Annotated in this window: 26 protein-coding genes; 15 read left to right on the top strand and 11 right to left on the bottom strand. The window is 61.3% G+C overall.

All coding sequences use genetic code 11. The annotated features are described in order from the left end of the window. Nucleotides 1-6: 6 nt before the first annotated feature. The 4 genes from C6Y56_RS00405 to C6Y56_RS00390 all read left to right on the top strand — a co-directional run bounded on the left by C6Y56_RS00405 (nucleotide 7) and on the right by C6Y56_RS00390 (nucleotide 5,028). Complete coding sequence (locus C6Y56_RS00405; RefSeq protein ID WP_169428273.1) at nucleotides 7-1,308, top strand: c-type cytochrome; 1,302 nt, start codon at nucleotides 7-9, stop codon at nucleotides 1,306-1,308. 74 nt (nucleotides 1,309-1,382) lie between these two features. Next, the gene (locus C6Y56_RS00400) at nucleotides 1,383-2,441 is read left to right on the top strand and encodes a PA0069 family radical SAM protein (RefSeq protein ID WP_169428272.1); all 1,059 of its coding nucleotides are present in this window, start codon (nucleotides 1,383-1,385) and stop codon (nucleotides 2,439-2,441) included. Nucleotides 2,442-2,679: 238 nt separating this feature from the next. Continuing rightward, a complete protein-coding gene (locus C6Y56_RS00395) occupies nucleotides 2,680-3,411 on the top strand; it encodes a carbonic anhydrase (protein ID WP_169428271.1) in 732 nt (243 codons plus the stop codon). A 90-nt stretch (nucleotides 3,412-3,501) separates the two neighbouring features. Beyond that, nucleotides 3,502-5,028, top strand: coding sequence for a SulP family inorganic anion transporter (locus tag C6Y56_RS00390; RefSeq protein WP_169428270.1), 1,527 nt, complete (start codon nucleotides 3,502-3,504; stop codon nucleotides 5,026-5,028). 137 nt (nucleotides 5,029-5,165) lie between these two features. On the opposite strand, the gene C6Y56_RS00385 is transcribed toward C6Y56_RS00390, so the two are convergent. Continuing rightward, on the bottom strand, nucleotides 5,166-5,798 hold the full coding sequence (locus C6Y56_RS00385) for a hypothetical protein (protein WP_169428269.1): 633 nt from the start codon (nucleotides 5,796-5,798) through the stop codon (nucleotides 5,166-5,168). A 369-nt stretch (nucleotides 5,799-6,167) separates the two neighbouring features. On the opposite strand from C6Y56_RS00385, the gene coxB reads away from it, so the two are divergent. The 4 genes from coxB (at nucleotide 6,168) to C6Y56_RS00365 (ending at nucleotide 10,555) form a co-directional block, all read left to right on the top strand. Then, on the top strand, nucleotides 6,168-7,295 hold the full coding sequence (gene coxB, locus C6Y56_RS00380; protein ID WP_169428268.1) for a cytochrome c oxidase subunit II: 1,128 nt from the start codon (nucleotides 6,168-6,170) through the stop codon (nucleotides 7,293-7,295). A gap of 82 nt (nucleotides 7,296-7,377) precedes the next feature. Beyond that, complete coding sequence (ctaD, locus tag C6Y56_RS00375) at nucleotides 7,378-8,964, top strand: cytochrome c oxidase subunit I (RefSeq protein WP_169428267.1); 1,587 nt, start codon at nucleotides 7,378-7,380, stop codon at nucleotides 8,962-8,964. Nucleotides 8,965-9,090: 126 nt separating this feature from the next. Continuing rightward, complete coding sequence (locus tag C6Y56_RS00370; RefSeq protein WP_011331799.1) at nucleotides 9,091-9,642, top strand: cytochrome c oxidase assembly protein; 552 nt, start codon at nucleotides 9,091-9,093, stop codon at nucleotides 9,640-9,642. 25 nt (nucleotides 9,643-9,667) lie between these two features. Beyond that, nucleotides 9,668-10,555 carry a cytochrome c oxidase subunit 3 gene (locus C6Y56_RS00365; protein WP_169428266.1) on the top strand — a complete coding sequence of 296 codons (888 nt, stop codon included), beginning with the start codon at nucleotides 9,668-9,670 and terminating at the stop codon, nucleotides 10,553-10,555. Nucleotides 10,556-10,564: 9 nt separating this feature from the next. Here the strand turns inward: C6Y56_RS00365 and C6Y56_RS00360 are convergent, their stop codons facing one another. Next, nucleotides 10,565-10,768 carry a twin transmembrane helix small protein gene (locus tag C6Y56_RS00360; RefSeq protein WP_065260656.1) on the bottom strand — a complete coding sequence of 68 codons (204 nt, stop codon included), beginning with the start codon at nucleotides 10,766-10,768 and terminating at the stop codon, nucleotides 10,565-10,567. 72 nt (nucleotides 10,769-10,840) lie between these two features. Between C6Y56_RS00360 and C6Y56_RS00355 the strand changes: the two genes are divergently transcribed. The 5 genes from C6Y56_RS00355 to C6Y56_RS00335 are packed head-to-tail and all read left to right on the top strand — an operon-like array spanning nucleotide 10,841 to nucleotide 14,749. After that, the gene (locus tag C6Y56_RS00355; RefSeq protein WP_169428265.1) at nucleotides 10,841-11,581 is read left to right on the top strand and encodes an SURF1 family protein; all 741 of its coding nucleotides are present in this window, start codon (nucleotides 10,841-10,843) and stop codon (nucleotides 11,579-11,581) included. After that, the gene (locus C6Y56_RS00350) at nucleotides 11,547-12,140 is read left to right on the top strand and encodes a hypothetical protein (RefSeq protein ID WP_169428264.1); all 594 of its coding nucleotides are present in this window, start codon (nucleotides 11,547-11,549) and stop codon (nucleotides 12,138-12,140) included. Before C6Y56_RS00355 ends, C6Y56_RS00350 begins: the two co-directional genes overlap by 35 nt. A gap of 10 nt (nucleotides 12,141-12,150) precedes the next feature. After that, entirely contained in the window at nucleotides 12,151-13,230 is a 1,080-nt protein-coding gene (locus tag C6Y56_RS00345; protein WP_169428263.1) for a COX15/CtaA family protein, read from the top strand. Further along, nucleotides 13,218-14,117 carry a heme o synthase gene (gene cyoE, locus C6Y56_RS00340; RefSeq protein WP_169428262.1) on the top strand — a complete coding sequence of 300 codons (900 nt, stop codon included), beginning with the start codon at nucleotides 13,218-13,220 and terminating at the stop codon, nucleotides 14,115-14,117. Before C6Y56_RS00345 ends, cyoE begins: the two co-directional genes overlap by 13 nt. After that, nucleotides 14,114-14,749 carry an SCO family protein gene (locus C6Y56_RS00335; RefSeq protein WP_085647189.1) on the top strand — a complete coding sequence of 212 codons (636 nt, stop codon included), beginning with the start codon at nucleotides 14,114-14,116 and terminating at the stop codon, nucleotides 14,747-14,749. The genes cyoE and C6Y56_RS00335 overlap by 4 nt, the downstream gene beginning before the upstream one ends. Nucleotides 14,750-14,922: 173 nt before the next feature. On the opposite strand, the gene C6Y56_RS00330 is transcribed toward C6Y56_RS00335, so the two are convergent. The 3 genes from C6Y56_RS00330 to C6Y56_RS00320 all read right to left on the bottom strand — a co-directional run bounded on the left by C6Y56_RS00330 (nucleotide 14,923) and on the right by C6Y56_RS00320 (nucleotide 17,452). After that, the gene (locus tag C6Y56_RS00330) at nucleotides 14,923-15,693 is read right to left on the bottom strand and encodes a MetQ/NlpA family ABC transporter substrate-binding protein (RefSeq protein ID WP_085713035.1); all 771 of its coding nucleotides are present in this window, start codon (nucleotides 15,691-15,693) and stop codon (nucleotides 14,923-14,925) included. A 77-nt stretch (nucleotides 15,694-15,770) separates the two neighbouring features. Further along, complete coding sequence (locus C6Y56_RS00325) at nucleotides 15,771-16,445, bottom strand: methionine ABC transporter permease (RefSeq protein WP_065260662.1); 675 nt, start codon at nucleotides 16,443-16,445, stop codon at nucleotides 15,771-15,773. Continuing rightward, nucleotides 16,445-17,452, bottom strand: a complete 1,008-nt coding sequence (locus C6Y56_RS00320; protein ID WP_169428261.1) for a methionine ABC transporter ATP-binding protein — start codon at nucleotides 17,450-17,452, stop codon at nucleotides 16,445-16,447. The genes C6Y56_RS00325 and C6Y56_RS00320 overlap by 1 nt, the downstream gene beginning before the upstream one ends. A gap of 259 nt (nucleotides 17,453-17,711) precedes the next feature. On the opposite strand from C6Y56_RS00320, the gene katE reads away from it, so the two are divergent. Then, on the top strand, nucleotides 17,712-19,853 hold the full coding sequence (gene katE / locus C6Y56_RS00315; protein WP_169428260.1) for a catalase HPII: 2,142 nt from the start codon (nucleotides 17,712-17,714) through the stop codon (nucleotides 19,851-19,853). Nucleotides 19,854-19,945: 92 nt separating this feature from the next. Here katE and C6Y56_RS00310 read toward each other — a convergent pair whose 3' ends face one another. From C6Y56_RS00310 to zur, 4 genes are read right to left on the bottom strand one after another with little or no spacing between them, the layout of a single operon-like run. After that, on the bottom strand, nucleotides 19,946-20,659 hold the full coding sequence (locus C6Y56_RS00310) for a PA5502 family lipoprotein (protein ID WP_169428259.1): 714 nt from the start codon (nucleotides 20,657-20,659) through the stop codon (nucleotides 19,946-19,948). Nucleotides 20,660-20,696: 37 nt separating this feature from the next. Then, nucleotides 20,697-21,485: a zinc ABC transporter permease subunit ZnuB gene (gene znuB, locus C6Y56_RS00305; protein ID WP_065260666.1), complete on the bottom strand. Its 789-nt coding sequence runs from the start codon at nucleotides 21,483-21,485 to the stop codon at nucleotides 20,697-20,699. Next, entirely contained in the window at nucleotides 21,478-22,263 is a 786-nt protein-coding gene (gene znuC / locus C6Y56_RS00300) for a zinc ABC transporter ATP-binding protein ZnuC (protein ID WP_169428258.1), read from the bottom strand. The genes znuB and znuC overlap by 8 nt, the downstream gene beginning before the upstream one ends. Beyond that, entirely contained in the window at nucleotides 22,263-22,745 is a 483-nt protein-coding gene (gene zur / locus C6Y56_RS00295; RefSeq protein WP_011331783.1) for a zinc uptake transcriptional repressor Zur, read from the bottom strand. Before zur ends, znuC begins: the two co-directional genes overlap by 1 nt. Before the next feature lie 66 nt (nucleotides 22,746-22,811). Between zur and C6Y56_RS00290 the strand changes: the two genes are divergently transcribed. After that, complete coding sequence (locus C6Y56_RS00290; protein ID WP_169428257.1) at nucleotides 22,812-23,732, top strand: zinc ABC transporter substrate-binding protein; 921 nt, start codon at nucleotides 22,812-22,814, stop codon at nucleotides 23,730-23,732. 41 nt (nucleotides 23,733-23,773) lie between these two features. Here the strand turns inward: C6Y56_RS00290 and C6Y56_RS00285 are convergent, their stop codons facing one another. Together C6Y56_RS00285 and C6Y56_RS00280 are read right to left on the bottom strand one after the other, a co-directional pair. Continuing rightward, complete coding sequence (locus tag C6Y56_RS00285) at nucleotides 23,774-24,727, bottom strand: homoserine kinase (RefSeq protein ID WP_169428256.1); 954 nt, start codon at nucleotides 24,725-24,727, stop codon at nucleotides 23,774-23,776. 60 nt (nucleotides 24,728-24,787) lie between these two features. Next, nucleotides 24,788-25,078, bottom strand: coding sequence for a DUF2782 domain-containing protein (locus C6Y56_RS00280; RefSeq protein WP_065260182.1), 291 nt, complete (start codon nucleotides 25,076-25,078; stop codon nucleotides 24,788-24,790). Nucleotides 25,079-25,117 lie beyond the last annotated feature (39 nt).

The following is a 25,117-nucleotide window of genomic DNA, read 5'->3' as shown; positions in this document are numbered from 1 at the left end:
ATGACCATGAAGACTCTCGTTATCGCGACCCTGGCGCTGCTCGGCAGTGCTTCCCTTTATGGCGCCGAAGTTGATCAATCCTTGATCACACAAGGCGAATACCTCGCCCGTGCCGGTGACTGCGTGGCCTGCCACACCGCCAAGGACGGCAAGCCGTTCGCCGGCGGCCTGCCGATGGAAACCCCGATCGGCACGATCTACTCGACCAACATTACTCCGGATAAAACCGGCGTCGGTGACTATAGCTTCGAGGACTTCGACCAGGCCGTGCGTCATGGCGTGGCCAAAAACGGCAGCACCTTGTACCCGGCGATGCCGTACCCGTCCTACGCCCGTGTCAGCGAAACCGACATGCAGGCGCTCTACGCCTACTTCATGCACGGCGTGAAACCGGTGGCACAGGAAAACAAGGCCAGCGACATCACGTGGCCGTTGAGCATGCGCTGGCCGCTGATGGGCTGGCGCTGGCTGTTCGCGCCGAAGGTCGAGGACTACAAACCCGCGTCGGACGATGCCGTCGTCAGCCGTGGGGCCTATCTGGTGGAAGGCCTCGGACATTGCGGCGCCTGCCATACGCCCCGGGCCCTGACCATGCAGGAAAAATCCCTGAGCGCGGCCGAAGGCAGCAGCTTTCTGTCAGGCAGTGCGCCGCTGGAAGGCTGGATCGCCAAGAGCCTGCGCGGCGACCACAAGGACGGCCTCGGCAGCTGGAGCGAAGAGCAACTGGTGCAGTTCCTCAAGACCGGCCGTAGCGACCGCAGCGCGGTATTCGGCGGCATGAGCGACGTGGTCACCCACAGCATGCAGTACATGACCGACGCCGACCTGACCGCAATCGCCCGTTACCTGAAATCGCTGCCGGCCAACGATCCTGCCGACCAGCCGCATCAATACGATGAGAAAGCTGCCAAAGCCTTGTGGAACGGTGATGACAGTCAGCGCGGCGCGTCGGTGTACATCGACAACTGCGCGGCGTGCCACCGTACCGACGGCCATGGCTACACCCGGGTGTTCCCGGCGCTGGCGGGCAACCCGGTGTTGCAATCGGATGACCCGACCTCGCTGATTCACATCGTGCTCAAGGGCGGCACATTGCCTGCGACGCACACCGCGCCGTCGACCTTCACCATGCCTGGCTTCGCCTGGCGTCTGTCGGATCAGGAAGTGGCGGATGTGGTGAGCTTTATTCGTGGCAGTTGGGGCAACAAGGGCGCGCCAGTCAAGGCCGCTGACGTCGCCGAATTGCGCAAGGACGATATGAAGCAAACCTCGAACGATGACCTCGGCCAGGTGACACAGCACAACTGACTGTTCGCCCAACGGCACTAGTCAGATCGACAGCGCCTCGATACTGTACATACAAACAGTATCGAGGCGCTGCCATGTCTACCCCTCTTCCCCCGCGCGGTCGCGGCACCGCCACCAACCCGCACAACCGCTTCGCACCGAGTCGTTCGGTGGCCGAGGACGACGGCTGGTATCAGGAAGTGCCACTGACCCAGGGCACCGAAGTCAGCTTCGAGACGGCAAAGACCATCATCACCCGCAACACCTCGCCGGACTTGCCCTTCGACCGTTCGATCAATCCCTATCGCGGTTGCGAGCATGGCTGCATCTATTGCTACGCACGGCCGAGCCACGCCTATTGGGACATGTCGCCGGGGCTGGATTTCGAAACGAAGCTGATCGCCAAGACCAATGCCGCCCAAGTACTGGAGGAACAGCTTGGCAAGAAAGGCTATCAGTGCGCACCGATCAATCTGGGTTCCAACACCGACCCGTATCAACCGATCGAACGCGAACACAAAATCACCCGCCAGACCCTCGAAGTGCTGCTGCGCTATCGACACCCGGTGACCATCGTCACCAAGGGCTCGCTGATCCTGCGCGACCTCGATCTGCTCACCGAGCTGGCGCAGCAACGGCTGGTGGCGGTGATGATCAGCCTCACCACCCTGGACGATGAACTCAAACGCATCCTCGAACCCCGCGCCGCCGCGCCCAAGGCCCGGTTGCGGGCGATCCGGGTGATGCGCGAGGCGGGAATTCCGGTCGGTGTGCTGTGCTCGCCGATGATTCCGATGATCAACGACAGCGAAATCGAGAACCTGCTGACCGAAGCCCACGCTGCCGGTGCCCAGAGCGCCGCCTACATGATGCTGCGCCTGCCGCTGGAAGTGGCGCCGCTGTTCGAGGAATGGCTTGAGGCACACTACCCGCAGCGGGCCGCCCATGTGTTGAGCCTGATCCGCCAGAGCCGTGGCGGCGAACTGTACGACAGCCGTTTTGGCGCACGCATGCGCGGTGAAGGGCCATTCGCCGACCTGCTCGCCCAGCGCTTCGCCAAGGCCCTCAAACGCCTGGGGCTCAATCACCGCGAAGGTTTCAATCTCGATTGCACGGCCTTCTGTCCGCCGGGTCGTCAGATGGCGCTGATTTAGGAACAATTGGCCTGCGGTTGAGTGGAAGGAAATACTGGCCCGGTTCACGCCAGTCATCTTTTTTGTGACCTGGAACACACGTTCTAGAGCGCTTGATTCAGTTTGAGTTAAGTTTCGGCGGTTACCTTGTTCATCGAGTGACTGATGGGTCAGGACGGCCCGGATGTTTTAAACAGCCACTGGCTTCATACCGGAATACACGGGAATGACTCCCCGAATCCGCCAAAGAGGATGAATCATGAGTGACAAGGATAAACAGCCGTTGGCTGCGTCGGCGCAAGCCGTCCCCGGGGCGGATTCCGCCGATGCAGCACTGCGACATATCGTTGACGGCTTTTTGCATTTTCATCATGAGGTCTTCCCGCAGCAGGAAGAACTCTTCAAGAAACTCGCCACGGCCCAGTCGCCACGGGCGATGTTCATCACTTGCGCCGACTCGCGCATCGTGCCCGAACTGATCACCCAGAGCTCCCCCGGCGATCTGTTCGTGACCCGTAACGTCGGCAATGTCGTGCCGCCCTACGGCCAGATGAACGGTGGCGTATCCACCGCCATCGAATACGCGGTACTGGCCCTTGGCGTGCAGCACATCATCATTTGCGGTCACTCCGATTGCGGCGCCATGCGCGCGGTACTCAATCCGCACAGCCTGGAAAAAATGCCGACGGTCAAAGCCTGGCTGCGCCACGCCGAAGTCGCGAAAACCATGGTGCATGACAACTGCAACTGCACCGACGAAAAAGAAAGCATGCCGATCCTCACCGAGGAGAACGTCATCGCCCAACTGCAGCACTTGCGTACCCATCCTTCGGTAGCCTCGCGCATGGCGAACGGTCATCTGTTCATCCATGGCTGGGTCTACAACATCGAAACCAGCGAAATCAAAGCTTACGACGCGGATCAGGGACGCTTCCTGCCGCTGGACGGCAGCCATCCGATTCCGGTGGCGACGCCCAAAGCGCGCTTCTGAATCCTCCTAAACATCCGTGTGGTCTGACGCCGGTCGCAGTTCAAGCGACCCGGCTTCGCCACGCCTGAAGAAAACTTCGGGAGAGTCATCATGCGTGCGGCTCAATTGAAAGCTGTGTTGCCACGGGAGCTGCTCGCTTCGGTGGTTGTGTTTCTGGTCGCCCTGCCGCTGTGCATGGGCATTGCCATTGCTTCGGGGCTGCCACCGGCCAAAGGTCTGATCACCGGGATCATCGGCGGTCTGGTGGTGGGCTGGCTGGCGGGTTCGCCGTTACAGGTCAGCGGGCCGGCAGCGGGTCTGGCGGTGCTGGTATTCGAGCTGGTGCGTCAGCACGGTATCGAGATGCTCGGGCCGATCCTGCTGCTCGCCGGTTTCCTGCAACTGGTGGCCGGGCGTCTTAAGCTCGGCTGCTGGTTTCGGGTCACGGCGCCAGCGGTGGTGTACGGCATGCTTGCCGGTATTGGTGTGTTGATCGTGCTCTCACAGGTGCATGTGATGCTCGATGCGTCACCGAAACCTTCAGGTCTCGACAACCTCACGGCATTCCCCGGCGCGGTGGCGCAGGCCTTGCCGTCCGTTGGCTGGCAGGCCGGGCTGCTCGGGCTGTCGACCATCGCGGTGATGTGGCTGTGGGAGAAATTCCGCCCCCATTCGCTGCGTTTCATTCCGGGCGCGCTGCTCGGTGTCGGGCTGGCGACAGGTGCCAGCCTTTTGCTGGCGCTGCAAGTGAAGCGGGTTGAAGTGCCGGCGAATCTGGCCGAAGCCATCGACTGGCTGAAACCGGCGGATCTGCTGAGCCTGGCCGACCCGACGCTGCTGATTGCCGCGTTCGCCGTGGCCTTCATCGCCAGCGCCGAAACCCTGCTGTCCGCCGCCGCAGTGGATCGCATGCACAGCGGCCCGCGTTCGGACTTCGACCGCGAACTGTCGGCGCAAGGCGTCGGCAACATGCTTTGCGGTCTGGTCGGCGCACTGCCGATGACCGGGGTCATCGTACGCAGTTCGGCCAACGTCCAGGCCGGCGCCACCACGCGCTACTCGACGATTTTCCATGGCCTGTGGCTGCTGGCGTTCGTGCTGTTGCTGTCGAGCGTGCTGCAGAGCATTCCGGTGGCGAGTCTGGCGGGCGTTCTGGTCTACACCGGTTTCAAACTGGTGGATCTGAAGGCGTTCCGTGGTCTGGGGCGTTATGGCCGGATGCCGATGTTCACCTACGCCGCCACGGCGCTGGCGATCATCTTCACCGACCTGTTGACCGGCGTGCTGATCGGTTTCGGCCTGACCCTGGTGAAGCTGGCGTTCAAGGCCTCGCGCCTGAAAATCAGCCTGATCGATCTGCCGCAGGACGGGGAAATGGAGTTGCGTCTGGTGGGCGCGGCAACGTTCCTCAAAGTGCCGGCATTGACTCAGGTGCTGGGCAGCATTCCGCCGGGCACGACGGTGCATGTGCCGCTCAATAACCTGAGCTACATCGACCATTCGTGTCTGGAACTGCTCGAAGAGTGGGGCCGGGCCAATGGGGCCAAGGGTTCGAAGCTGTTGATCGAGTCGCGTGGGTTGAAGCGCAGACTGGAAGGACGGGTGCGGACCAATACCGGGATTGGTGCGGCGGGTTAAATAATCGACCCCAAAACACAAATTCTGTGGGAGCGAGCCTGCTCGCGAAAACGTTACATCAGCCAACAGAGATGTTGAATGATCGACCGCATTCGCGAGCAGGCTCGCTCCCACATTGGATTGATGACACAAGGAAATCAGGCAGCAGGCTGATCCAGCTCCAGACCCACGCCCAGACGGCGACTCATGCACGGCCAGCGTTTCCACGCCGCACCGGTGTCCGGGCTGCTGAGTTTCTCGCGGTAGGCTTCCACCGACTCCAGCGCAAAGCTGTCGTCGTCGAGCATGCTGTCCACCGCGTGATGCACCACTTCATCGAGTTGGTTGGCAAATTCCTCACCGAGCAACTGGTGAGCAATCAGATTGGCGACCGTCATGTCCAGGGGGATCAGTGGCTGGCCGAAATGCTTGATGTACAGGTCGTTGACCTCTTCGACAAAACGGTGCGCCAGATAGGCTTCGTCCAGCAGACTGTCCAGGCCGACCGGCGGCTGGAGAAAGTACTGTTCGGCGATTTTCAGCACCGGTGTGATCTGTGACTCGATTCCCGCTTCCCTGGCGACTTCATTGGCTGCATCCAGCAGATCTGGCACTTCATCGATGTAGGCGGCGACAAAACGCGTCAGCACGCCGTTGGCGTCGGTTTCCGGCAACCGAATGGCCGGGTGCAGGTGTTGCAGTTGGCTTTCGAGCTGACGGGTCAGCTTTCCGGTTTCGATCTCGTGTTGTCGGGCTATGTGGATCTGCTCGCGCAATGCGGCGGTGTTCATGAAAACTCCAGGAAACAAGGCAATGAAATAGGGAAGACATAACTTAGCTGGCTTACGAAAAATGCTAAGACGCATTTGTCATAATTATTTCATCCTTGATGCACCGGCGTTATATCGGTTTGCCACCACTCGTCTGCATCCTTCTCCATTCGTGCCCTGGAACGCAAGTGCCAGCTGTTTCATTCGATTTACGTCCGCACATTGCATTTTTCAGCCGCTGTCTATACTCGCCATTGAATGGAGTTAGCTGATGACGCCCGACTGCCCACGCAGCAAGGCCCGGCGATTCAAGTTCGTAGTCTGATGCAGCCGCTCCCTTGCCTCTGGTGAAAGCCGGCGGGATAACAAGAACGATAAGGGGAACCCGCAATGATGCGACATCCACACGTCTGGATGGGCCTCCTGTTGTGGTCGATTTTCAGCCCGGTGCAAGCTGCCTGGACTGTGAATATGGCGCCTGGAGCGACCGAAATCAGTCACGCAGTATTCGACCTGCACATGACCATTTTCTGGATCTGTGTGGTGATCGGGATCATCGTCTTCGGCGCCATGTTCTGGTCGATGATGGTGCACCGTCGTTCTACCGGGCAGGTCGCCGCAAAATTCCACGAAAGCACCACCGTCGAAATTCTCTGGACCGTCGTCCCGCTGCTGATTCTGGTGGCGATGGCCGTTCCGGCGACCGCGACCCTGATCAAGATGTACGACACCAGTGAGCCGGATATCGATATCCAGATCACCGGCTATCAGTGGAAGTGGCACTACAAATACCTGGGCCAGGATGTCGAGTTCTTCAGCAACCTGGCCACCCCCGCCGAGCAGATCCACAACAAGGAAGCCAAGGGCGAGCATTATCTGCTCGAGGTCGACAAGCCATTGGTGCTGCCGATCGGCGCCAAAGTGCGCTTCCTCGTCACGTCTGCCGACGTGATCCACTCCTGGTGGGTGCCCGCTTTTGCGGTCAAGCGCGATGCGATCCCGGGGTTCGTCAACGAAGCCTGGACCCGCATCGACAAGCCCGGCCTCTACCGTGGCCAGTGCGCCGAGCTGTGCGGCAAGGATCACGGCTTCATGCCGATCGTGGTCGACGTCAAGGAGAAGGCCGACTACGAAAAATGGCTGGCCGACCGCAAGGCCGAGGCTGCGCAGCTCAAAGAGCTGACCAGCAAGGAATGGACCCTCGACGAGCTCAAGGAACGTGGCGACAAGATCTACCACACCACCTGCGTCGCCTGTCACCAGGCTGAAGGCCAGGGCCTGCCGCCAATGTTCCCGGCACTCAAGGGCTCGAAAATCGCCACCGGCCCGAAAGAGGCGCACCTGAGTCTGGTGTTCCACGGCAAGCCGGGCACCGCCATGGCGGCGTTTGGCAAACAACTCTCGGAAGTCGATATCGCAGCGGTCGTGACCTACGAACGTAACGCCTGGGGCAACAACAAGGGCGACATGGTCACGCCAAAAGAAGTGCTGGAGCTGAAACAGGCGGAAAGCAAATGAGCCGGTCTATTGCGTACTTCGTGAACCGGTCGGGGCAAGGCGCCCCGGCCTGCCCAGTCCACTCACTTGAAGGAGACCGGCCATGAGCGCTGTTATCGATGACCACGGTCATGCCGACCACGCCCACGGCCCCGCCAAAGGCCTGATGCGCTGGGTGCTGACCACCAACCACAAGGACATCGGCACGCTGTACCTGTGGTTTGCGTTCTGCATGTTCCTGCTCGGCGGCTCGTTCGCCATGGTGATCCGTGCCGAGCTGTTCCAGCCCGGATTGCAGATCGTCGAGCCTGCGTTCTTCAACCAGATGACCACCATGCACGGCCTGGTAATGGTGTTCGGCGCGGTGATGCCGGCGTTCGTCGGCCTCGCCAACTGGATGATCCCGTTGATGGTCGGCGCGCCGGACATGGCCCTGCCACGGATGAACAACTTCAGCTTCTGGCTGCTGCCGGCGGCGTTCCTGCTGCTGGTCTCGACCCTGTTCACCCCCGGTGGCGGGCCGAACTTCGGCTGGACCTTCTACGCGCCGCTGTCCACCACCTATGCCCCGGAAAGCGTGACGTTCTTCATCTTCGCCATCCACCTGATGGGGATCAGTTCGATCATGGGCGCGATCAACGTGATCGCCACCATCCTCAACCTGCGCGCCCCCGGCATGACCCTGATGAAAATGCCGCTGTTCGTCTGGACCTGGCTGATCACCGCGTTCCTGCTGATCGCGGTGATGCCGGTGCTGGCCGGGTGCGTAACGATGATGCTGATGGACATCCACTTCGGCACCAGCTTCTTCAGTGCCGCCGGTGGCGGTGACCCGGTGCTGTTCCAGCACGTGTTCTGGTTCTTCGGCCACCCCGAGGTGTACATCATGATCCTGCCGGCTTTCGGCGCCGTCAGCCAGATCATCCCGACCTTCTCGCGCAAGCCGCTGTTCGGCTACACCTCGATGGTCTACGCGACGGCGAGCATCGCGTTCCTGTCCTTCATCGTCTGGGCGCACCACATGTTCGTGGTCGGCATCCCGCTGGTTGGCGAGCTGTTCTTCATGTACGCGACCATGCTGATCGCCGTGCCCACCGGGGTGAAAGTGTTCAACTGGGCCAGCACCATGTGGCAGGGCTCGATCACCTTCGAAACGCCGATGCTGTTTGCCGTGGCGTTTGTGATCCTGTTCTCCATCGGCGGTTTCTCCGGGCTGATGCTGGCCATCGCCCCGGCGGATTTCCAGTACCAGGACACCTACTTCGTGGTCGCGCATTTCCACTACGTGCTGGTGCCCGGGGCGATCTTCGGGATATTCGCGTCGGCCTATTACTGGCTACCGAAATGGACCGGCCACATGTACGACGAAACCCTGGGCAAGCTGCACTTCTGGCTGTCCTTCGTCGGCATGAACCTGACCTTCTTCCCGATGCACTTCGTGGGACTGGCGGGGATGCCACGACGGATTCCGGACTACAACCTGCAGTTCGCCGACTTCAACATGGTCTCGTCGATCGGCGCGTTCATGTTCGGTGCCACGCAGATCTTCTTCCTGTTCATCGTGATCAAGACCATCCGTGGCGGCGAGCCGGCTCCGGCCAAACCGTGGGATGGCGCCGAAGGTCTGGAGTGGAGCGTGCCGTCGCCGGCGCCGTATCACACCTTCACCACGCCACCGGAAGTGAAATGAAAATCCAACCCTATGTGGGAGCGAGCCTGCTCGCGATGAACGATGACGCGGTCTGTCTGCTAGACCGTAGCGCCTGCATCGCGAGCAGGCTCGCTCCCACAAGGGCTCTCGGTAGAGACATTAATCATGGCTGACTCGATTTCGATGAAGAAGCTGGTCACCCGATTGCTCGGTGTGGTGGTGGCGATGTTCGTCTTCGGTTTTGCCCTGGTGCCGATCTACGACGTGATGTGCAAGGCGTTCGGCATCAACGGCAAGACCGCCGGGCAGTACGAGGGCGAGCAGACCGTCGATGCCTCGCGGCAGGTGCGGGTGCAATTTCTGTCGACCAACACCGCCGACATGCCGTGGGACTTCTATCCCAAGCATGACGAACTGACGGCCAACCCCGGCGCGGTGAACGAGATGATCTTCATCGCCCGCAATCCCACCGACAAACCGATGAGCGCGCAAGCAGTGCCAAGCATCGCGCCGAGCAATGCGGCGGCGTATTTCCACAAGACCGAATGCTTTTGCTTTACCCAGCAGGTGCTGCAGCCCGGTCAGCAGATCGAGATGCCGGTGCGTTTCATCGTTGACCGCGACATGCCCAAGGACGTGAAGCACCTGACGCTGTCCTACACGCTGTTCGATATCACCGCCCGACATCCTCCGGTGGCTGCAAACACTGGCGGTTAAGCGTGCCCGATAAGGAGAACAATAAATGGCAACTCATGAGCACTACTACGTCCCGGCCCAGAGCAAATGGCCGATCATCGCGACCTTCGGTATGGTCATCACGGTCTACGGCCTGGCCACCTGGTTCAACGACCTGAAGGCAGCGCGCCCTGAATCCCACGGCCCGCTGATCTTTTTCGTTGGTGGCCTGTTGCTGGCGTACATGCTGTTCGGCTGGTTCGGCACGGTGATCAAGGAAAGCCGCGCGGGGTTGTACAGCCCGCAGCTGGACCGCTCGTTCCGCTGGGGCATGAGCTGGTTCATTTTCTCCGAGGTGATGTTCTTCATCGCCTTTTTCGGCGCACTGTTCTATGTGCGGCACATCTCCGGCCCGGCGCTGGGCGGCGAAGGCACCAAAGGCATCGCCCACATGCTCTGGCCGAACTTCCAGTTCACTTGGCCGCTGTTGCACACACCGGATCCGAAACTGTTCCCGCCGCCCAAGGAAGTCATCAGCCCCTGGGGCCTGCCGCTGGTCAACACCATCCTGCTGGTGAGCTCCAGCGTGACCATCACCATCGCTCACCACGCCCTGAAGAAAGGCCATCGCGGTGCGCTGAAACTGTGGCTGGCGATCACCGTGCTGCTGGGTTGCGGCTTCCTCGCCTTGCAGGCCGAGGAGTATATGCATGCCTATCACGAACTGGGCCTGACCCTCGGTTCGGGGATCTACGGCGCGACGTTCTTCATGCTCACCGGGTTCCACGGCGCCCACGTGACCATCGGCACGATCATCCTGTTCGTGATGCTGATGCGCATCATGAAGGGCCACTTCGACAACGAGCACCAGTTCGGCTTCGAAGCTGCGAGCTGGTACTGGCACTTCGTCGATGTGGTGTGGATCGGCTTGTTCATCTTCGTTTACGTGCTCTGAAGGACAGAGCTACCAGGGCGCATGCGACACCAGTTGGCCGCTGTAGAAACCCCAGGCAATCAAGCCGACGGTGCAAGCGGCCAATGCCACCCGAACACTCAAGGCGATGACCAGGCGATTTGAACTGCTGTCGTCCTTGACCAGGAAAAACAGGCCGCTGAACAGGCTGATCACCGTGGCAATCAGCATCAGGACGATCGCTGCTTTGAGCATGGGAAGAACTCCGGGGGAACAAGCGATGCAGTTGAGTATAGCGATCGCGTTCACTGATTTTCTGGCGCGACCATGAAGCGCTTCCGGCCGGGCGTCGTGCCGACGCTGGTGGTCGCCTTGCTGCTGCCGCTGCTGATTTCGCTGGGCTTCTGGCAACTGGGCCGGGGCGCGGAGAAAACCGCCCTGCTCGCCAGTTACGCCGAACGCCGCGCCGCCGAGCCGATGGCCAGCACCGAACTGCTGCACAGCGCCGATCCGGCCTTTCGCCGGGTGCATCTGCACGGTCAGTTCGATGCGGCGCACAGCCTGCTGCTGGACAACCGGCAGCGGGACGGCAAGGTCGGCGTCGAATTGCTGCAACCGTTTCAGGATCAGCGCAGCGGCCAATGGCTGCTGGTCAATCGCGGCTGGCTGCCCTGGTCGGACCGGCGCATTACCCCGCAATTCAAGACACCGGCCGATGCCGTGAATGTCGATGCCTGGGTGTACGTCGCCCCCGGCGCGACCTTCCAGCTGCACGCCGACCCGGTCAGCAGCACCTGGCCGCAAACCGTCACCGCCGTCGAACCGGCCAAATTGTGGAAAACCCTCGAGCGCGACGGCTTCGCCTATGAATTGCGCGCAGAACCGGGTCCCGCCAGCTATCAGGCCGACTGGCCCGTAGTTGCCATGGGCCCGGAAAAACACCTCGGTTACGCCGTGCAGTGGTTCGCCATGGCCACCGCCCTGTTCGGTCTCTACATCTACCTCGGATTGCACAACGCGAAGGAGAAACACCATGGGAGCGGCCATGAATCCACCCAGCATGTCTGAAGCCAAAGCCCCGGCCGGTCGCCGCCGCGGACGCATTCAACTGCTGCTGATCGTGCTGGGCGTCGTCGGCCCGATGATCCTCGCCACCGGCATGTACAAGCTGCAGTTCTGGGTGCCGGACGGTCGCAGCTATCACGGCGAACTGATCGGCAACGGCCAGAGCCGTGCCGACCTCGGCGTGACGGCTGACGAAGAACGCTGGCAGATGTTGGTGACCGCGCCGAAAGACTGTGCGGTGGATTGCCAGCAACTGGTGTACCTGGCGCGGCAGATCCAGATCGGCCTCGGCCGCGATGCCGGACGCGCCAGCCACGCCCTCGCCGCCGCACAGCCGTTGAGCGCCGACTACGAAGCCAAGCTGACCCGTGAATATCCGCAACTGCAACGTTACCCGCTGGATTCCGCCGCGTTCAGCAAGGCGACCGGCGACAAGGCCACGCCGCAACTGTGGATCATCGATCCCCACGGCAACCTCGTGCTGCGCTACGACCCGAGCGTCAAGGGCAAGGATCTGCTCAACGACCTGCGCCACCTGCTGAAACTGTCGAACATCGGATAAGGGCATCGTCATGGCCAAACCTGGATTTCGCCTCGCGCTGTTTGCCACCCTGCTGGCACTGATCGTGGTGCTGCTCGGCGCCTACACCCGCCTGACCCACGCCGGCCTCGGCTGCCCGGACTGGCCGGGCTGCTACGGGTTTATCAGCGTGCCGAAAAGCGAAGCCCAACTGGCCCATGCCGAACTGCATTACCCCGACTCGCCAGTGGAAGCGCACAAAGGCTGGAACGAGATGATCCACCGCTACTTCGCCGGCACCCTGGGCCTGCTGATTTCGATTCTGGCCGGGCGGGCGTGGGTCAATCGGCGGCATCCGGGGCAACCGCTGAAACTGCCGCTGTTTCTGCTGGCGGTGGTGTTCGCTCAGGCGGCGTTCGGCATGTGGACGGTGACGCTCAAGCTCTGGCCGCAAGTGGTGACCGGGCATTTGCTCGGTGGTTTCGCGACCTTGAGTCTGCTGTTTCTGCTGACGTTGAGATTGTCCGGCGTGCTGCCGGCGCTGACCGTGCCCAAGCGTCTGCAATATTGGGCGACTGCCGGCCTGTTGCTGGTGATCGGTCAGATTGCGCTGGGTGGCTGGGTCAGTTCCAACTATGCGGCGGTGGCCTGCATCGACTTCCCGACCTGCCACGGTCAATGGTTGCCGCCGGCGGATTTCGCCAATGGCTTTCACCTGACCCAACATATCGGCCCCAATTACCTCGGCGGACAACTCGACAGCGATGCGCGCACGGCGATTCACCTGACCCACCGCATCGGCGCGTTGCTGGTGACGGTCGCCCTGCTCGGTCTGGCCTGGCAACTGAAAGTGGTGGGCATGACCCGACTGGCCGGGCTGGTGCTGATCGCCCTCGCCGCGCAGATCACCCTCGGCATCAGCAACGTGCTGTTTCATCTGCCGCTGCCGGTGGCCGTGGCGCACAACGCCGGTGGCGCGGCGCTGCTGCTGACCATGGTGCTGGTCAACTATCACGCGCGAACCAGTCTGGTTCGGGTCAAGCAGCCGATGCTTGTGCGCTGGCGTCTGAGCCCGCGTAAACAGTCGGCCGCGCCCATCACGATAAAAGGAGAGACGCCATGGCGGTTCTGATCGGCGAACGTCACGGACAGGCGATCTGGCGTGATTACCTGGAGCTGACCAAACCGAAAGTCGTGGTGCTGATGCTCATCACCTCGCTGGTCGGCATGTTCCTCGCGACCCGCGCCGGGGTGCCGTGGACGGTGCTGGTGTTCGGCAACCTGGGGATCGCGCTGTGTGCCGGCGGCGCGGCGGCGGTCAATCACGTGGTGGACCGGCGCATCGACGCGGTCATGGCTCGTACCCACAAACGGCCGCTGGCCGAGGGTCGGGTCTCGCCTGCCGCTGCACTGACGTTTGCACTGGTGCTGGCGCTGCTCGGCCAGGCGTTGTTGCTGACCTTCACCAATCCGCTGACCGCGTGGCTGACCCTGGCCTCGCTGCTCGGCTACGCGGTGATCTACACCGGTTTCCTCAAACGCGCTACGCCGCAGAACATCGTCATCGGCGGCCTCGCCGGCGCCGCCCCGCCGCTGCTCGGCTGGACCGCTGCCACCGGTCACGTCAGCGCCGAACCGTTGCTGCTGGTGCTGATCATTTTCGCCTGGACCCCGCCGCACTTCTGGGCGCTGGCGATCCATCGCAAGGAGGAATACGCCAAGGCCGACATTCCGATGCTGCCGGTCACCCACGGCGAGCACTACACCAAGGTGCACATTCTGCTGTACACCTTCGCCCTGCTGGCGGTCAGCCTGCTGCCGTATGTGATCCACATGAGCGGCCTGCTGTACCTGATCTGCGCGCTCGGGCTGGGCGCAAGGTTTCTGCAATGGGCCGTGGTGCTGTACCGTGGCACCCGGCCGCACGCGGCGATCAACACCTTCAAGTACTCTATCTGGTACTTGTTTCTGCTGTTCATCGCCCTGCTCGTAGACCACTACTTACTGTTGAACCTATGACTCGAACCCAGAAAACCGTCTTCATCCTCGTCGCCGTGATCGCGCTGATCCTCGGCCTGACCGTCAACAAAGTGCTGAGCGGCAAGGGCCAGGGCGACCCGACCGCACTGATCGACGCCGGCATCATCCTGCTGCCGCAGAGTCGCAACCTGCCGGACGTGACGATGACCAATCAGGACGGCCAACCGGTTACGATCAACGAGCTCAAGGGCAAGTGGAGCCTGCTGTTCTTCGGCTACACCTTCTGCCCGGACATCTGCCCGACCACCCTCGCCCAACTGCGCCAGATCAAGAGCGAGCTGCCGAAGGATGCTGTGGACAAGTTGCAGATCGTGCTGGTCAGCGTCGACCCGAACCGCGACAACCCTGCGCAGTTGAAGCAGTACCTGGGCTACTTCGATCCACAGTTCATCGGCCTGACGCCGAAATCGATCGAGGAGCTGCAGAAGGTGGCGAACGCAGTGAGCATTCCGTTCATTCCGGCGGACACCAGCAAGCCGAATTACACGGTGGATCACAGTGGGAACCTGGCGGTGATCGGGCCTGATGGTACGCAGCGTGGGTTTATTCGGGCGCCGTTGAATAATGCCAAGCTGGTGGCGCAGTTGCCGGTGATGCTGAACCGCAAGTAAGAACAGCACTGTTCCAATGTGGGAGCGGGCTTGCTCGCGAATGCGGTGTGTCAGTCGACCTATGTTTATCTGACCCACCGCTTTCGCGGGCAAGCCCGCTCCCACAGGGGATGTGTTTTGGGGACAAAAAAGGGGACGCCAGTGGCGTCCCCTTTTTCGTTGCGGCGTCCGAATCAGAACGCCGGCAATACCGCGCCTTTGTACTTCTCGGTAATGAATTTCTTCACTTCCGGGCTGTGCAGGGCGGCGGCCAGTTTCTGCATGGCGTCGCTGTCCTTGTTGTCCGCGCGGGACACCAGGATGTTCACGTACGGCGAGTCGTTGCCTTCGATAACCAGCGCGTCCTTGGACGGATCCAGCTTGGCTTCCAGCGCGTAGTTGGTGTTGATCAGTGCCAGGTCGACCTGGGTCAGCACACGCGGGATGGTCGCGGCTTCCAGTTCACGGATCTTCAGGTCTTTCGGGTTTTCAGCGATGTCCTTGACGGTCGACAGGATGTTTTTCGAGTCTTTCAGTTTGATCACGCCCGCCTTGTCCAGCAGCAACAGCGCACGGCCGCCGTTGGTGGCGTCGTTCGGGATCACCACGTTGGCACCGCCTGGCAGGTCTTCGATTTTCTTGATCTTGCTCGAGTAGGCGCCCAGCGGCTCCAGGTGTACGCCGGTCACGGCAACCAGGCTGGTGCCCTTGGCCTTGTTGAACTCATCGAGGTACGGCTGGTGCTGGAAGAAGTTGGCATCCAGACGCTTTTCAGCCACCTGCACGTTCGGCTGGATGTAATCGGTGAAGACCTTGACCTTCAGATCCACGCCCTCTTTGGCCAGTGCCGGCTTCACGAATTCGAGGATTTCCGCGTGCGGCACCGGGGTGGCGGCAACGGTCAGGGTTTCAGCGTGAGCCGAAAAAGCGGCTACGGCAGCGAAAGCAGCGATCAGTTTTTTCATTCAGCTAACTCCTTTTGAGATGCCCGTGTGGCACCTGCCAGCGAATGGCCGGCTCATTTTTTGATTACCAAACCGGGTTATTTGCGCGAGAAATGTACGACCAGTCGGTCGCCGACCATTTGCAGCACCTGCACCAGAATCAGCAGCAACACCACGGTCACGATCATCACGTCAGTCTGGAAACGCTGATAGCCGAAACGGATCGCCAGGTCACCCAGGCCACCGGCGCCGACCACACCGGCCATCGCCGTGTAGGAAACCAGTGTAATCGCCGTCACCGTAATCGCTGCGAAGATGCCCGGACGGGCCTCCGGCAGCAAGGCGTTCATGATGATCTGGCGAGTGGTCGCGCCCATCGACTGGGTCGCTTCGATGATGCCGCGATCGACTTCACGCAGAGCGGTTTCCACCAGCCGCGCGAAGAACGGCGTTGCACCCACCACTAGCGGCGGAATCGCACCGGCCACGCCCAGCGAGGTGCCGGTGATCAGCACGGTGAACGGGATCATCACGATCAACAGAATAATGAACGGCAGCGAACGCAGGATGTTCACCACCAGCGACAGCAGCGCGTACACGCCTTTGGCTTCGAGCAACTGACGCGGGCTGCAGAGGAACAGCAGCACGCCCAGCGGCAGGCCGAGCAACACAGTGAACAGCAGCGAACCGCCGAGCATCATCATGGTGTCGCCGGTGGCCAGCCAGATTTCGTACCAGTCGATATTGGTGAAGAAACTCATCAGGTCTGCCATTAGCGCAACACCTCCATGTGAACGTCAGCGGCGGTGAAACGGGCGAACGCCGCGTCCATGTCGCCACCGGTGACGGCGAGGGTCAATTGCCCGTAAGGAATGTCTTTGATGCGGTCGATACGACCGGCCAGGATGCTGTAGTCCACGCCGGTTTCCCGGGCGACGGTACCCAGCAACGGCGCGTAGGTCGCTTCGCCCTGGAAGGTCAGACGCACGATGCGGCCCGGCACGTGAGCGAAGTCATCGCGCTGCTCGCTCTCGTCGATCTGCTCGTCTTCCTGAACGAAACGCTTGGTGGTCGGGTGCTTCGGATGCAGGAACACCTCGGCCACCGAACCTTGTTCGACGATCACGCCGGCGTCCATCACCGCCACCTGATCGCAGACACGGCGAATCACGTCCATCTCGTGAGTGATCAGGACGATGGTCAGTTTCAGCTCGCGGTTGATCTCGGCCAACAGTTGCAGGACCGACGCCGTGGTCTGCGGGTCGAGAGCGCTGGTGGCCTCATCGCACAGCAGGATTTTCGGCTTGGTCGCCAGGGCGCGGGCGATGCCGACGCGCTGCTTCTGGCCGCCGGACAGCTGTGCCGGATACTTTTTGGCGTGATCGGACAGACCGACCCGCGCCAGCAACTCGGCCACACGCTGGTCGATCTCGGCGCGGGACAGTTCACCGGCCAGGGTCAGCGGCAGCGCGACGTTGTCGGCCACGGTCTTGGACGCCAGCAGGTTGAAGTGCTGGAAGATCATCCCGACCTGCTGGCGGAAACGGCGCAGGCCGTTGGCGTCCAGTGCGGTGACTTCTTCACCGTCGACAATGATCTTGCCGCCACTGGAATCTTCCAGGCGATTGATCAGACGCAGCAGGGTACTTTTCCCCGCGCCGGAATGGCCAATCAGGCCGAACACCTGACCGTTCTCGATGGAGAAGCTGGTCGGGTGCAGCGCAGTGATGTCCTTACCGGCGACGCGGTAAGTCTTATGGACGTTTTGAAACTCGATCACGTAGCGAACCTTGTGGGGCGCGTTGGAAAAGGATCAGCGGTTAGCCGGGCGCGCATTTTAGCCTGTCCGTATAGAGGTTCTTAGCATTTATTTCGCAATTAACCTTCGATTTGGCAATAACAGGACTAAAGGTCATAAAAAAGGAACGCCCAAAACCCTCGTCAGTCACTAGATAAGCGACTTGAAAACCCTGGGTGCCGTGCCCGGGAAACACTCAAGCGTCCCGGAGAAATTCGGGACAGACAGGAGTTCACGACTGATGAGTACGAAAAAACCTGCCACAGACAAAAGCCAGATGGCCGGCACCGACACCCCGGATCGCGCCAACACCAACGCCAAACTCGACAGCCTGGAAAAATTCCGTTCCGACGCCACCGGCCAGGCCCTGCGCACCAATCAGGGCGTGAAGGTCGCGGACAACCAGAACACGCTCAAGGCCGGGCCTCGCGGACCGTCGCTGCTGGAAGACTTCATCATGCGTGAGAAAATCACGCACTTTGACCATGAGCGGATTCCCGAACGCATCGTCCATGCCCGCGGCACTGGCGCCCATGGGTTCTTTCAGAGCTACGAGAACCATTCGGCGCTGACCAAGGCCGGTTTCCTGCAGGATCCGGGGAAGAAAACCCCGGTGTTCGTACGTTTTTCCACAGTGCAGGGGCCTCGTGGCTCCGGCGACACCGTACGTGACGTACGCGGTTTTGCCGTGAAGTTCTTCACCGACGAAGGCAACTTCGATCTGGTCGGCAACAACATGCCGGTGTTCTTCATTCAGGACGCGATCAAGTTTCCCGACTTCGTTCACGCCGTAAAACCCGAACCGCACAACGAAATACCTACGGGCGGCTCAGCTCACGACACCTTCTGGGACTTCGTGTCGCTGGTGCCGGAATCGGCGCACATGGTCATCTGGGCCATGTCCGACCGGGCCATTCCGAAAAGCCTGCGCAGCATGCAGGGCTTTGGCGTGCACACCTTCCGGCTGATCAACGCCGAGGGCAAATCGCGCTTCGTCAAATTCCACTGGCGCCCTACCGCCGGGACCTGTTCGCTGGTGTGGGACGAGGCGCAAAAACTTGCGGGCAAAGACACCGACTACCATCGGCGCGATCTGTGGGAAGCCATCGAAATGGGTGACTACCCGGAATGGGAACTTGGCGTACAGGTCATCGAGGAGGAAAACGAGCACGACTTCGATTTCGACATTCTCGACCCGACCAAACTGATCCCCGAGGAAATCGTGCCTATCACGCCGCTGGGCAAGATGACCCTCAACCGCAACCCGGACAACTTCTTCGCCGAGACCGAGCAGGTCGCGTTCTGCCCCGGCCATATCGTACCGGGCATCGACTTCTCCAATGACCCGCTGCTGCAAGGCCGGCTGTTTTCCTACACCGACACGCAGATCAGCCGACTCGGCGGGCCGAACTTTCATGAGTTGCCGATCAATCGCCCGGTGGCACCGTTCCACAACGGCCAGCGCGATGCCCAGCACCGCACGGTGATCGACAAGGGCCGGGCCTCTTATGAACCCAACTCCATTGATGGCGGCTGGCCGAAAGAAACTCCGCCGGCTGCACAGGACGGCGGGTTCGAGAGCTACCCGGAACGCATCGACGCCAACAAGATCCGCCAGCGCAGCGAGTCGTTCAGCGATCACTTCTCCCAGGCGCGGCTGTTCTTCAAGAGCATGAGCAAGCACGAGCAGGAACACATCATCTCGGCCTACAGCTTCGAGCTGGGCAAGGTTGAGCGGGAACACATTCGTGTGCGGGAGGTGAACGAGATTCTGGCCAATATCGATCTGGAACTGGCCAAGCGTGTGGCTGCGAATCTTGGTCTTCCGGCGCCAGCCAAAGGCACGGTCGAGGTGCGCAAAACATCTTTGGATCACTCACCGTCCCTGAGCCAGGCCAACCTCTTGCCGGAGAATATCAAGACGCGAAAAGTGGCGATTCTGGCGGCAAACGGCGTCGATGGTGCCGCAATTGATGCAATGAAGAAGGCTCTGGCGGCAGAAGGTGCACACGCCAAGCTGCTCGGCCCGACTTCGGCGCCGGTGAAGACGGCCGATGGCAAAAGCCTGGCGGTGGATGCGTCGATGGAGGGTTTGCCATCGGTAGCGTTCGACGCGGTGTTCGTGCCGGGTGGCGCGGCGTCGGTCAAGGCATTGAGCGGTGACGGCGTGGCGTTGCATTACCTGCTGGAGGCGTACAAACACCTGAAGGCGATTGCGCTGCATGGCGAGGCCAAACAGTTGCTGGACGTGCTGAAGCTGGAGGCGGATGCGGGGTTGCTAGAAGGCAAGGATGTTGGCGCGCTGACCAAGCCATTCTTTGCTGCGATCGGGCAGCATCGGGTTTGGGATCGTGAGGCGAAGGCCAAGGCGATTCCGGCTTGATAGTTTTGTAATGTCTGAAATAGTCATCGCGAGCAGGCTCGCTCCCACAGGAATCACGTTGTACCTGTGGGAGCGAGCCTGCTCGCGATTTCTTATGGCTTGCGAGGACTCAAGACCACTTGAGCGGGAATGCTGCGCAGGATCTGTTTTTCGATCTTCAGATCGAAATCCGGATCGAGCTTCTTCACGCGCTTGGTGATCAACGTCGCCAGCCACGGGTAATCATTGGTGCGCGGGGCCTGAATGCTCACCGCACAGTCGTAATTCACCACATCGGCGGCGATCGCATCGAGTTGACGGCGAAGTTTGCGGCTATCGTTGATATTCAGCGCAACCGTGGTGCTCTCGGCGGTCGGATCGATCACCTTGGCCTTCGGCTTGGCTTCGGCGGCCTGGAGCGCTGCCTCGGCTTTCTCCAGCTCAGCCTTGCGCGCCTGGGTGATGGCGCCATTGACGCCGCCGGTCAGCGCCGGGGCCTTGGGCATCAGCGCGCGGGCGCGGGCCAAAGCGGTTGCGGCAGCATTCACATCGCCCTTCTGCAGGACAATCTGGCTGCGGCGCAGATAGGCTTCGGCCAACTGACGCTGGTATTGCTCAAGGGACTGATCGTTGGGTGTTTCGGCCTGCAAGGCTGCCAACTGGTCCTCGGCAGTGGCCAGTTCGCTGCTGGCCAGGCTTTGCTCCAGCTGTGCGATGGCCGTGGCCCGCGCATCGGGGGCTTCGGCCACCGGCGGCGTGCTTTGGCAGGCGCCCAGCAGCACTGAAAATGCGACAAGGAGCAGATAACGGGAGGCGAACGGCTTCATTCCTGCGACTCTCTATTTGCGCAAAAAACGAGCAAGTCTACACCCCTCGACGGGGCAGAACAAAACTCAGCAGAAACAGTGCGGCCGCCGTCACAACGATTGACGGGCCGGCCGGGGTGTCCTTGAACCAGGACAGCGCCAGCCCGCCACACACGGCAAGCATGCCCAGCAGGCTCGCGCCCAGCGCCATCTGCTCCGGCGAACGGGCGTGACGTTGTGCCGCAGCCGCCGGGATGATCAACAGCGACGTAATCAGCAACACACCGACGATTTTCATCGCCACGGCGATCACCACCGCAATCAACAGCATCAGCGCCATGCGCAGACCGGCCACCGGCAGGCCTTCGACCCGGGCCAGTTCTTCGTGCACAGTGATCGCCAACAACGGGCGCCACAGCGTCACCAGCAACACCAGCACCGCCGCGCTGCCGCCGAGGATCCACGCCAGATCGGTCGGGCTGATCGCCAGCAGGTCGCCGAACAGATAGGCCATCAGGTCGATCCGCACTTCATGCATGAAGCTTAGTACCACCAGGCCGAGAGAGAGCGTGCTCGGTGCAAGAATGCCCAACAGCGTGTCGGAGGCCAGCGGCTGGCGCTGTTGCAGAGTCACCAGCAGCACCGCCAGCAACAGGCAGCCCACGGTGACCGCCACGGTCGGGCTGACATCCAGCAGAAAGCCCAGCGCCACACCCAACAGCGCGGCGTGGGACAGGGTGTCACCGAAATAGGCCATGCGCCGCCAGACCACGAACGAGCCAAGCGGCCCCGCGACCACCGCCAGCGCCAGACCTGCAAGCAGGGCGTAAAACAGAAAATCAGCCATGCTTGCAGCTATCTCCGTGAACGTGAGGTTGGCCCGTCAAAGGCCCTTTGACCACTGAACCGTGCAGGTCGTGGGCGTGGTCGTGATGGTGGTGATAGACCGCCAGGCTCGGTGCGTGATTGCCGAACAGCTCGACGAAAGCGGGGTCGCCACTGACCTGCTCGGGATGCCCGGAGCAGCAGACGTGACGGTTGAGGCACACCACCTGATCTGTGGTGCTCATCACCAGATGCAAATCGTGCGACACCATCAACACCCCGCAACCGTGGCGGTCGCGCAGACGAGTGATCAGGCTGTACAGCTCGGCCTGGCCGGCCACATCGACGCCCTGCACCGGCTCGTCGAGCACCAACAGTTCCGGCTCGCGAAGCAGTGCCCGAGCCAGCAGCACGCGCTGCATTTCACCGCCCGACACGCTTTGCACCGGGCTGTCGATGACGTGTTCAGCACCGACTTCCTTGAGCGCCGCCAGCGCACGCGGGCGATCGACGCCCGGCACCAGACGCAGGAAACGCAGCACTGAAAGCGGCAAGGTCGGATCGACATGAAGCTTTTGCGGCATGTAACCGACGCGCAATTTCGGCTTGCGCCAGACGCTGCCGCTGTCGGGTTTCAGCAACCCGAGCACGGCGCGCACCAGCGTGGTCTTGCCGGCACCGTTGGGGCCGATCAGGGTGACGATCTGCCCCGGCTCGACGCTCAGGTGAATGTTGTCCAGCACGTTCTGCCCGGCAAACCGGACAGCCACCTGCTCCAGACGGATCAACGCATCGCTCATCAAGCCCCCCGGCAACCGGAGCAGAGGCCGACCACTTCGACGGTCTGGGCTTCGACGATGAAGCCGACGTCCTTGGCGCTGTGGACAATCGCGTCGCTGATGGTTTTTTGTTCAAGTTCGATAGCGGCGTGGCACTCGCGGCAGATCAGGAACTGGCCCTGGTGCGAATGTTTCGGGTGTACACAGCCGACGAAAGCGTTCAGCGAAGAGATGCGGTGCACCAGGCCGTTTTCCAGCAGGAAATCCAGCGCCCGGTACACGGTCGGCGGCGCGGCGCGGCGGCCGTCCTGCTCGCTGAGCACCGCCAGAATGTCGTAGGCACCCAGCGGCTTGTGGCTCTGCCAGACCAGCTCAAGCACCCGCCGACGCAATGCGGTCAGGCGCAGGCCTTTCTGTGCACACAAGGCATCGGCCTCGGACAGGGCGCTGTGGACGCAATGGGAGTGGTCGTGGGGACGGCTGGCAATCGGGGTAATAGGCATGAGCGGCGACGAGTTTGGTTAGAGACGTTATTATGTTACCCGTTCTCGCCTCCATGAGTGGTCATCGTGTCCCGACTTTTTTCTGTTTTTGTGGCATTTGTCGCCAGTTTTCTGCTGATCGGTTCGGCTCAGGCCGAAGTCAGAGTCCTCACCAGCATCAAGCCACTGCAACTGATTGCCGCTGCGGTGCAGGACGGCGTGGCGATTCCGGAAGTGCTGCTGCCGCCGGGGGCCTCGCCGCATAACTATGCGTTGCGCCCGTCCGATGTGCGCAAGGTGCAATCGGTGGACCTGCTGTACTGGATCGGCCCGGACATGGAAGGTTTCCTGCCTCGCGTGCTGAACGGTCGTACGTTGCCGAGCATCGCCGTGCAGGACCTGCCGGGCATGAAGCTGCGCCGCTTCGCCGAAGACAGCCACTCCCACGCCGAAGACGCCGACGAACATGATCACGATCACCGCCCAGGTACTCTCGATGCGCATTTGTGGCTATCGCCAGTGAACGCGCGGGTGATTGCCGACAAAATGGCTGCTGACCTGAGCGCCGCCGACCCGGCCAACGCCGAGCGCTATCAGCACAACGCCAAAGCGTTCGACGAGCGTCTGGATGCACTGGATCAGCGTTTGAAGAAACGTCTGGCCGGTATTGAAGGCAAACCCTACTTCGTCTTCCACGAAGCCTTCGACTACTTCGAAGATGCCTACGGCTTGAAACACACCGGCGTGTTCAGCGTCGCGGCGGAAGTGCAACCGGGCGCCCAGCATGTCGCGGCAATGCGAGCGCGATTACAGGAAGTCGGCAAGACCTGCGTGTTCAGTGAGCCACCGCTGCGCCCACGCCTGGCCGAAACCCTGGTGGCGGGCCTGCCGGTGAAACTGGCGGAACTGGATGCGCTGGGCGGTTACACACCAGCGACGGCTCAGGGTTACGAGCAAGTGCTGGAGAAGCTGGGGAATGATCTGGCGGGTTGTCTCGAATCGCTCTGATACAAAAAAACCGCAGCCTGCGCAGGCTGCGGTTTTTTCTTTTACAGGGCGAAAGGTAGCGGTGTGCTGACCTGCTGACGCTGCGCCAGCCGCTGCTCGAACTCTTTCGGATCGTGAATCAGCACGTCCTGCCCGGCGAACGATTCCGCCGCGATCAATCGCGACAGCCAGAACCGCACGCACGCCACTCGCAGCATGGTCGGCCACAGCTCGGCTTCGGCTGCCGTGAACGGACGCAGTGCCGCGTAGGCACCGAGCAAGGCCCGAGCACGCGGGCCGTCGATCAGTCCGTCATCGTCCGAACACCAGTCGTTCAAGGCAATCGCCACGTCATAAAGCATCGGCCCGGAGCAGGCGTTGTAGAAGTCGATCAGCCCGGTCAGGTGCGTGCCTTCGAACATCGCATTGTCGCGGAACAGGTCAGCGTGGATGTTTGCCCGGGGCAGCGCGAGAATTTTCTCTTTCTGTTGGGTGATTTCGTCCAGCGCGCTTTGCAGCAGCGCGCGCGGTTCATCGCTCAGGTGCGAGAGAAACTGCGTGCCCTCTTCCAGCATCCAGTCCAGGCCACGATCGGTCTTGCGCTTGATCATCTGGTCACCCTGGGTCGCCAGGTGCAGATGGGCCTGCAAGTCACCGACCTGCGCGCAATGCTGGGCGTTGGCCTGCTTGATGTGTTTGCCCGCCAGGCGCGGTTGCAGCAGTGCCGGCTTGCCTTTCAGCTCGCGCAGGGCCACGCCGTCGGTGGTGCGTAGCGCGTAGGGCACCGGCAGATCGGCTTGGTGCAGGACGTCGAGCAGGTCGATGAAGAACGGCATTTCCTGCACCGGGCCACGTTCGACCAGGGTCAGGACGAACTCGCCCTTTTCCATGCTGATGAAGAAGTTGGTGTTTTCGCTGCCGGCGGCGATCCCCTGGAAATCGAGCAGACGGCCGAGCCCGTATGGGGCGAGAAAGGTTTCCAGCTCAGGCCGAGCCAGGGGGGTGAAGACAGACATGGTTAAAAACTGCTCAGTTCTGGCGCCGCCATCAAGCCGGCGCCGGTTGAAATTAAGAAACTACTTCCACTCGAAAATCTTCCACGCGGGGATCAGCATATCCGGCTGGTCCGAGCGGATGAAGTTTGCATCAGTACCGTCCGCACGCACCAGAAAATAGGGCGGGAAACCCTTCTGGGTCACCTTGATCGCGTACAGGAAACCGTTCTGCCGGTACTCCTGGATGGTCTTGTCACCCTCGGTGCGGATGGTGACTTCCGGCTCCGCTGACGGCGCATCATCCGCCGCGATCGCAGGCAACGGTGAGACAGCAATCAAACTGACCAGCAGCAAGCGATTTAACGTACGCATGATAACCTTGTCCCTTTGTCGTCAACGGTCCCGCTATTC

Source organism: Pseudomonas fluorescens (genome assembly GCF_012974785.1).
Taxonomy (GTDB): domain Bacteria; phylum Pseudomonadota; class Gammaproteobacteria; order Pseudomonadales; family Pseudomonadaceae; genus Aquipseudomonas; species Aquipseudomonas fluorescens_BT.
This window is presented reverse-complemented; position numbering and strand designations above follow the sequence as displayed.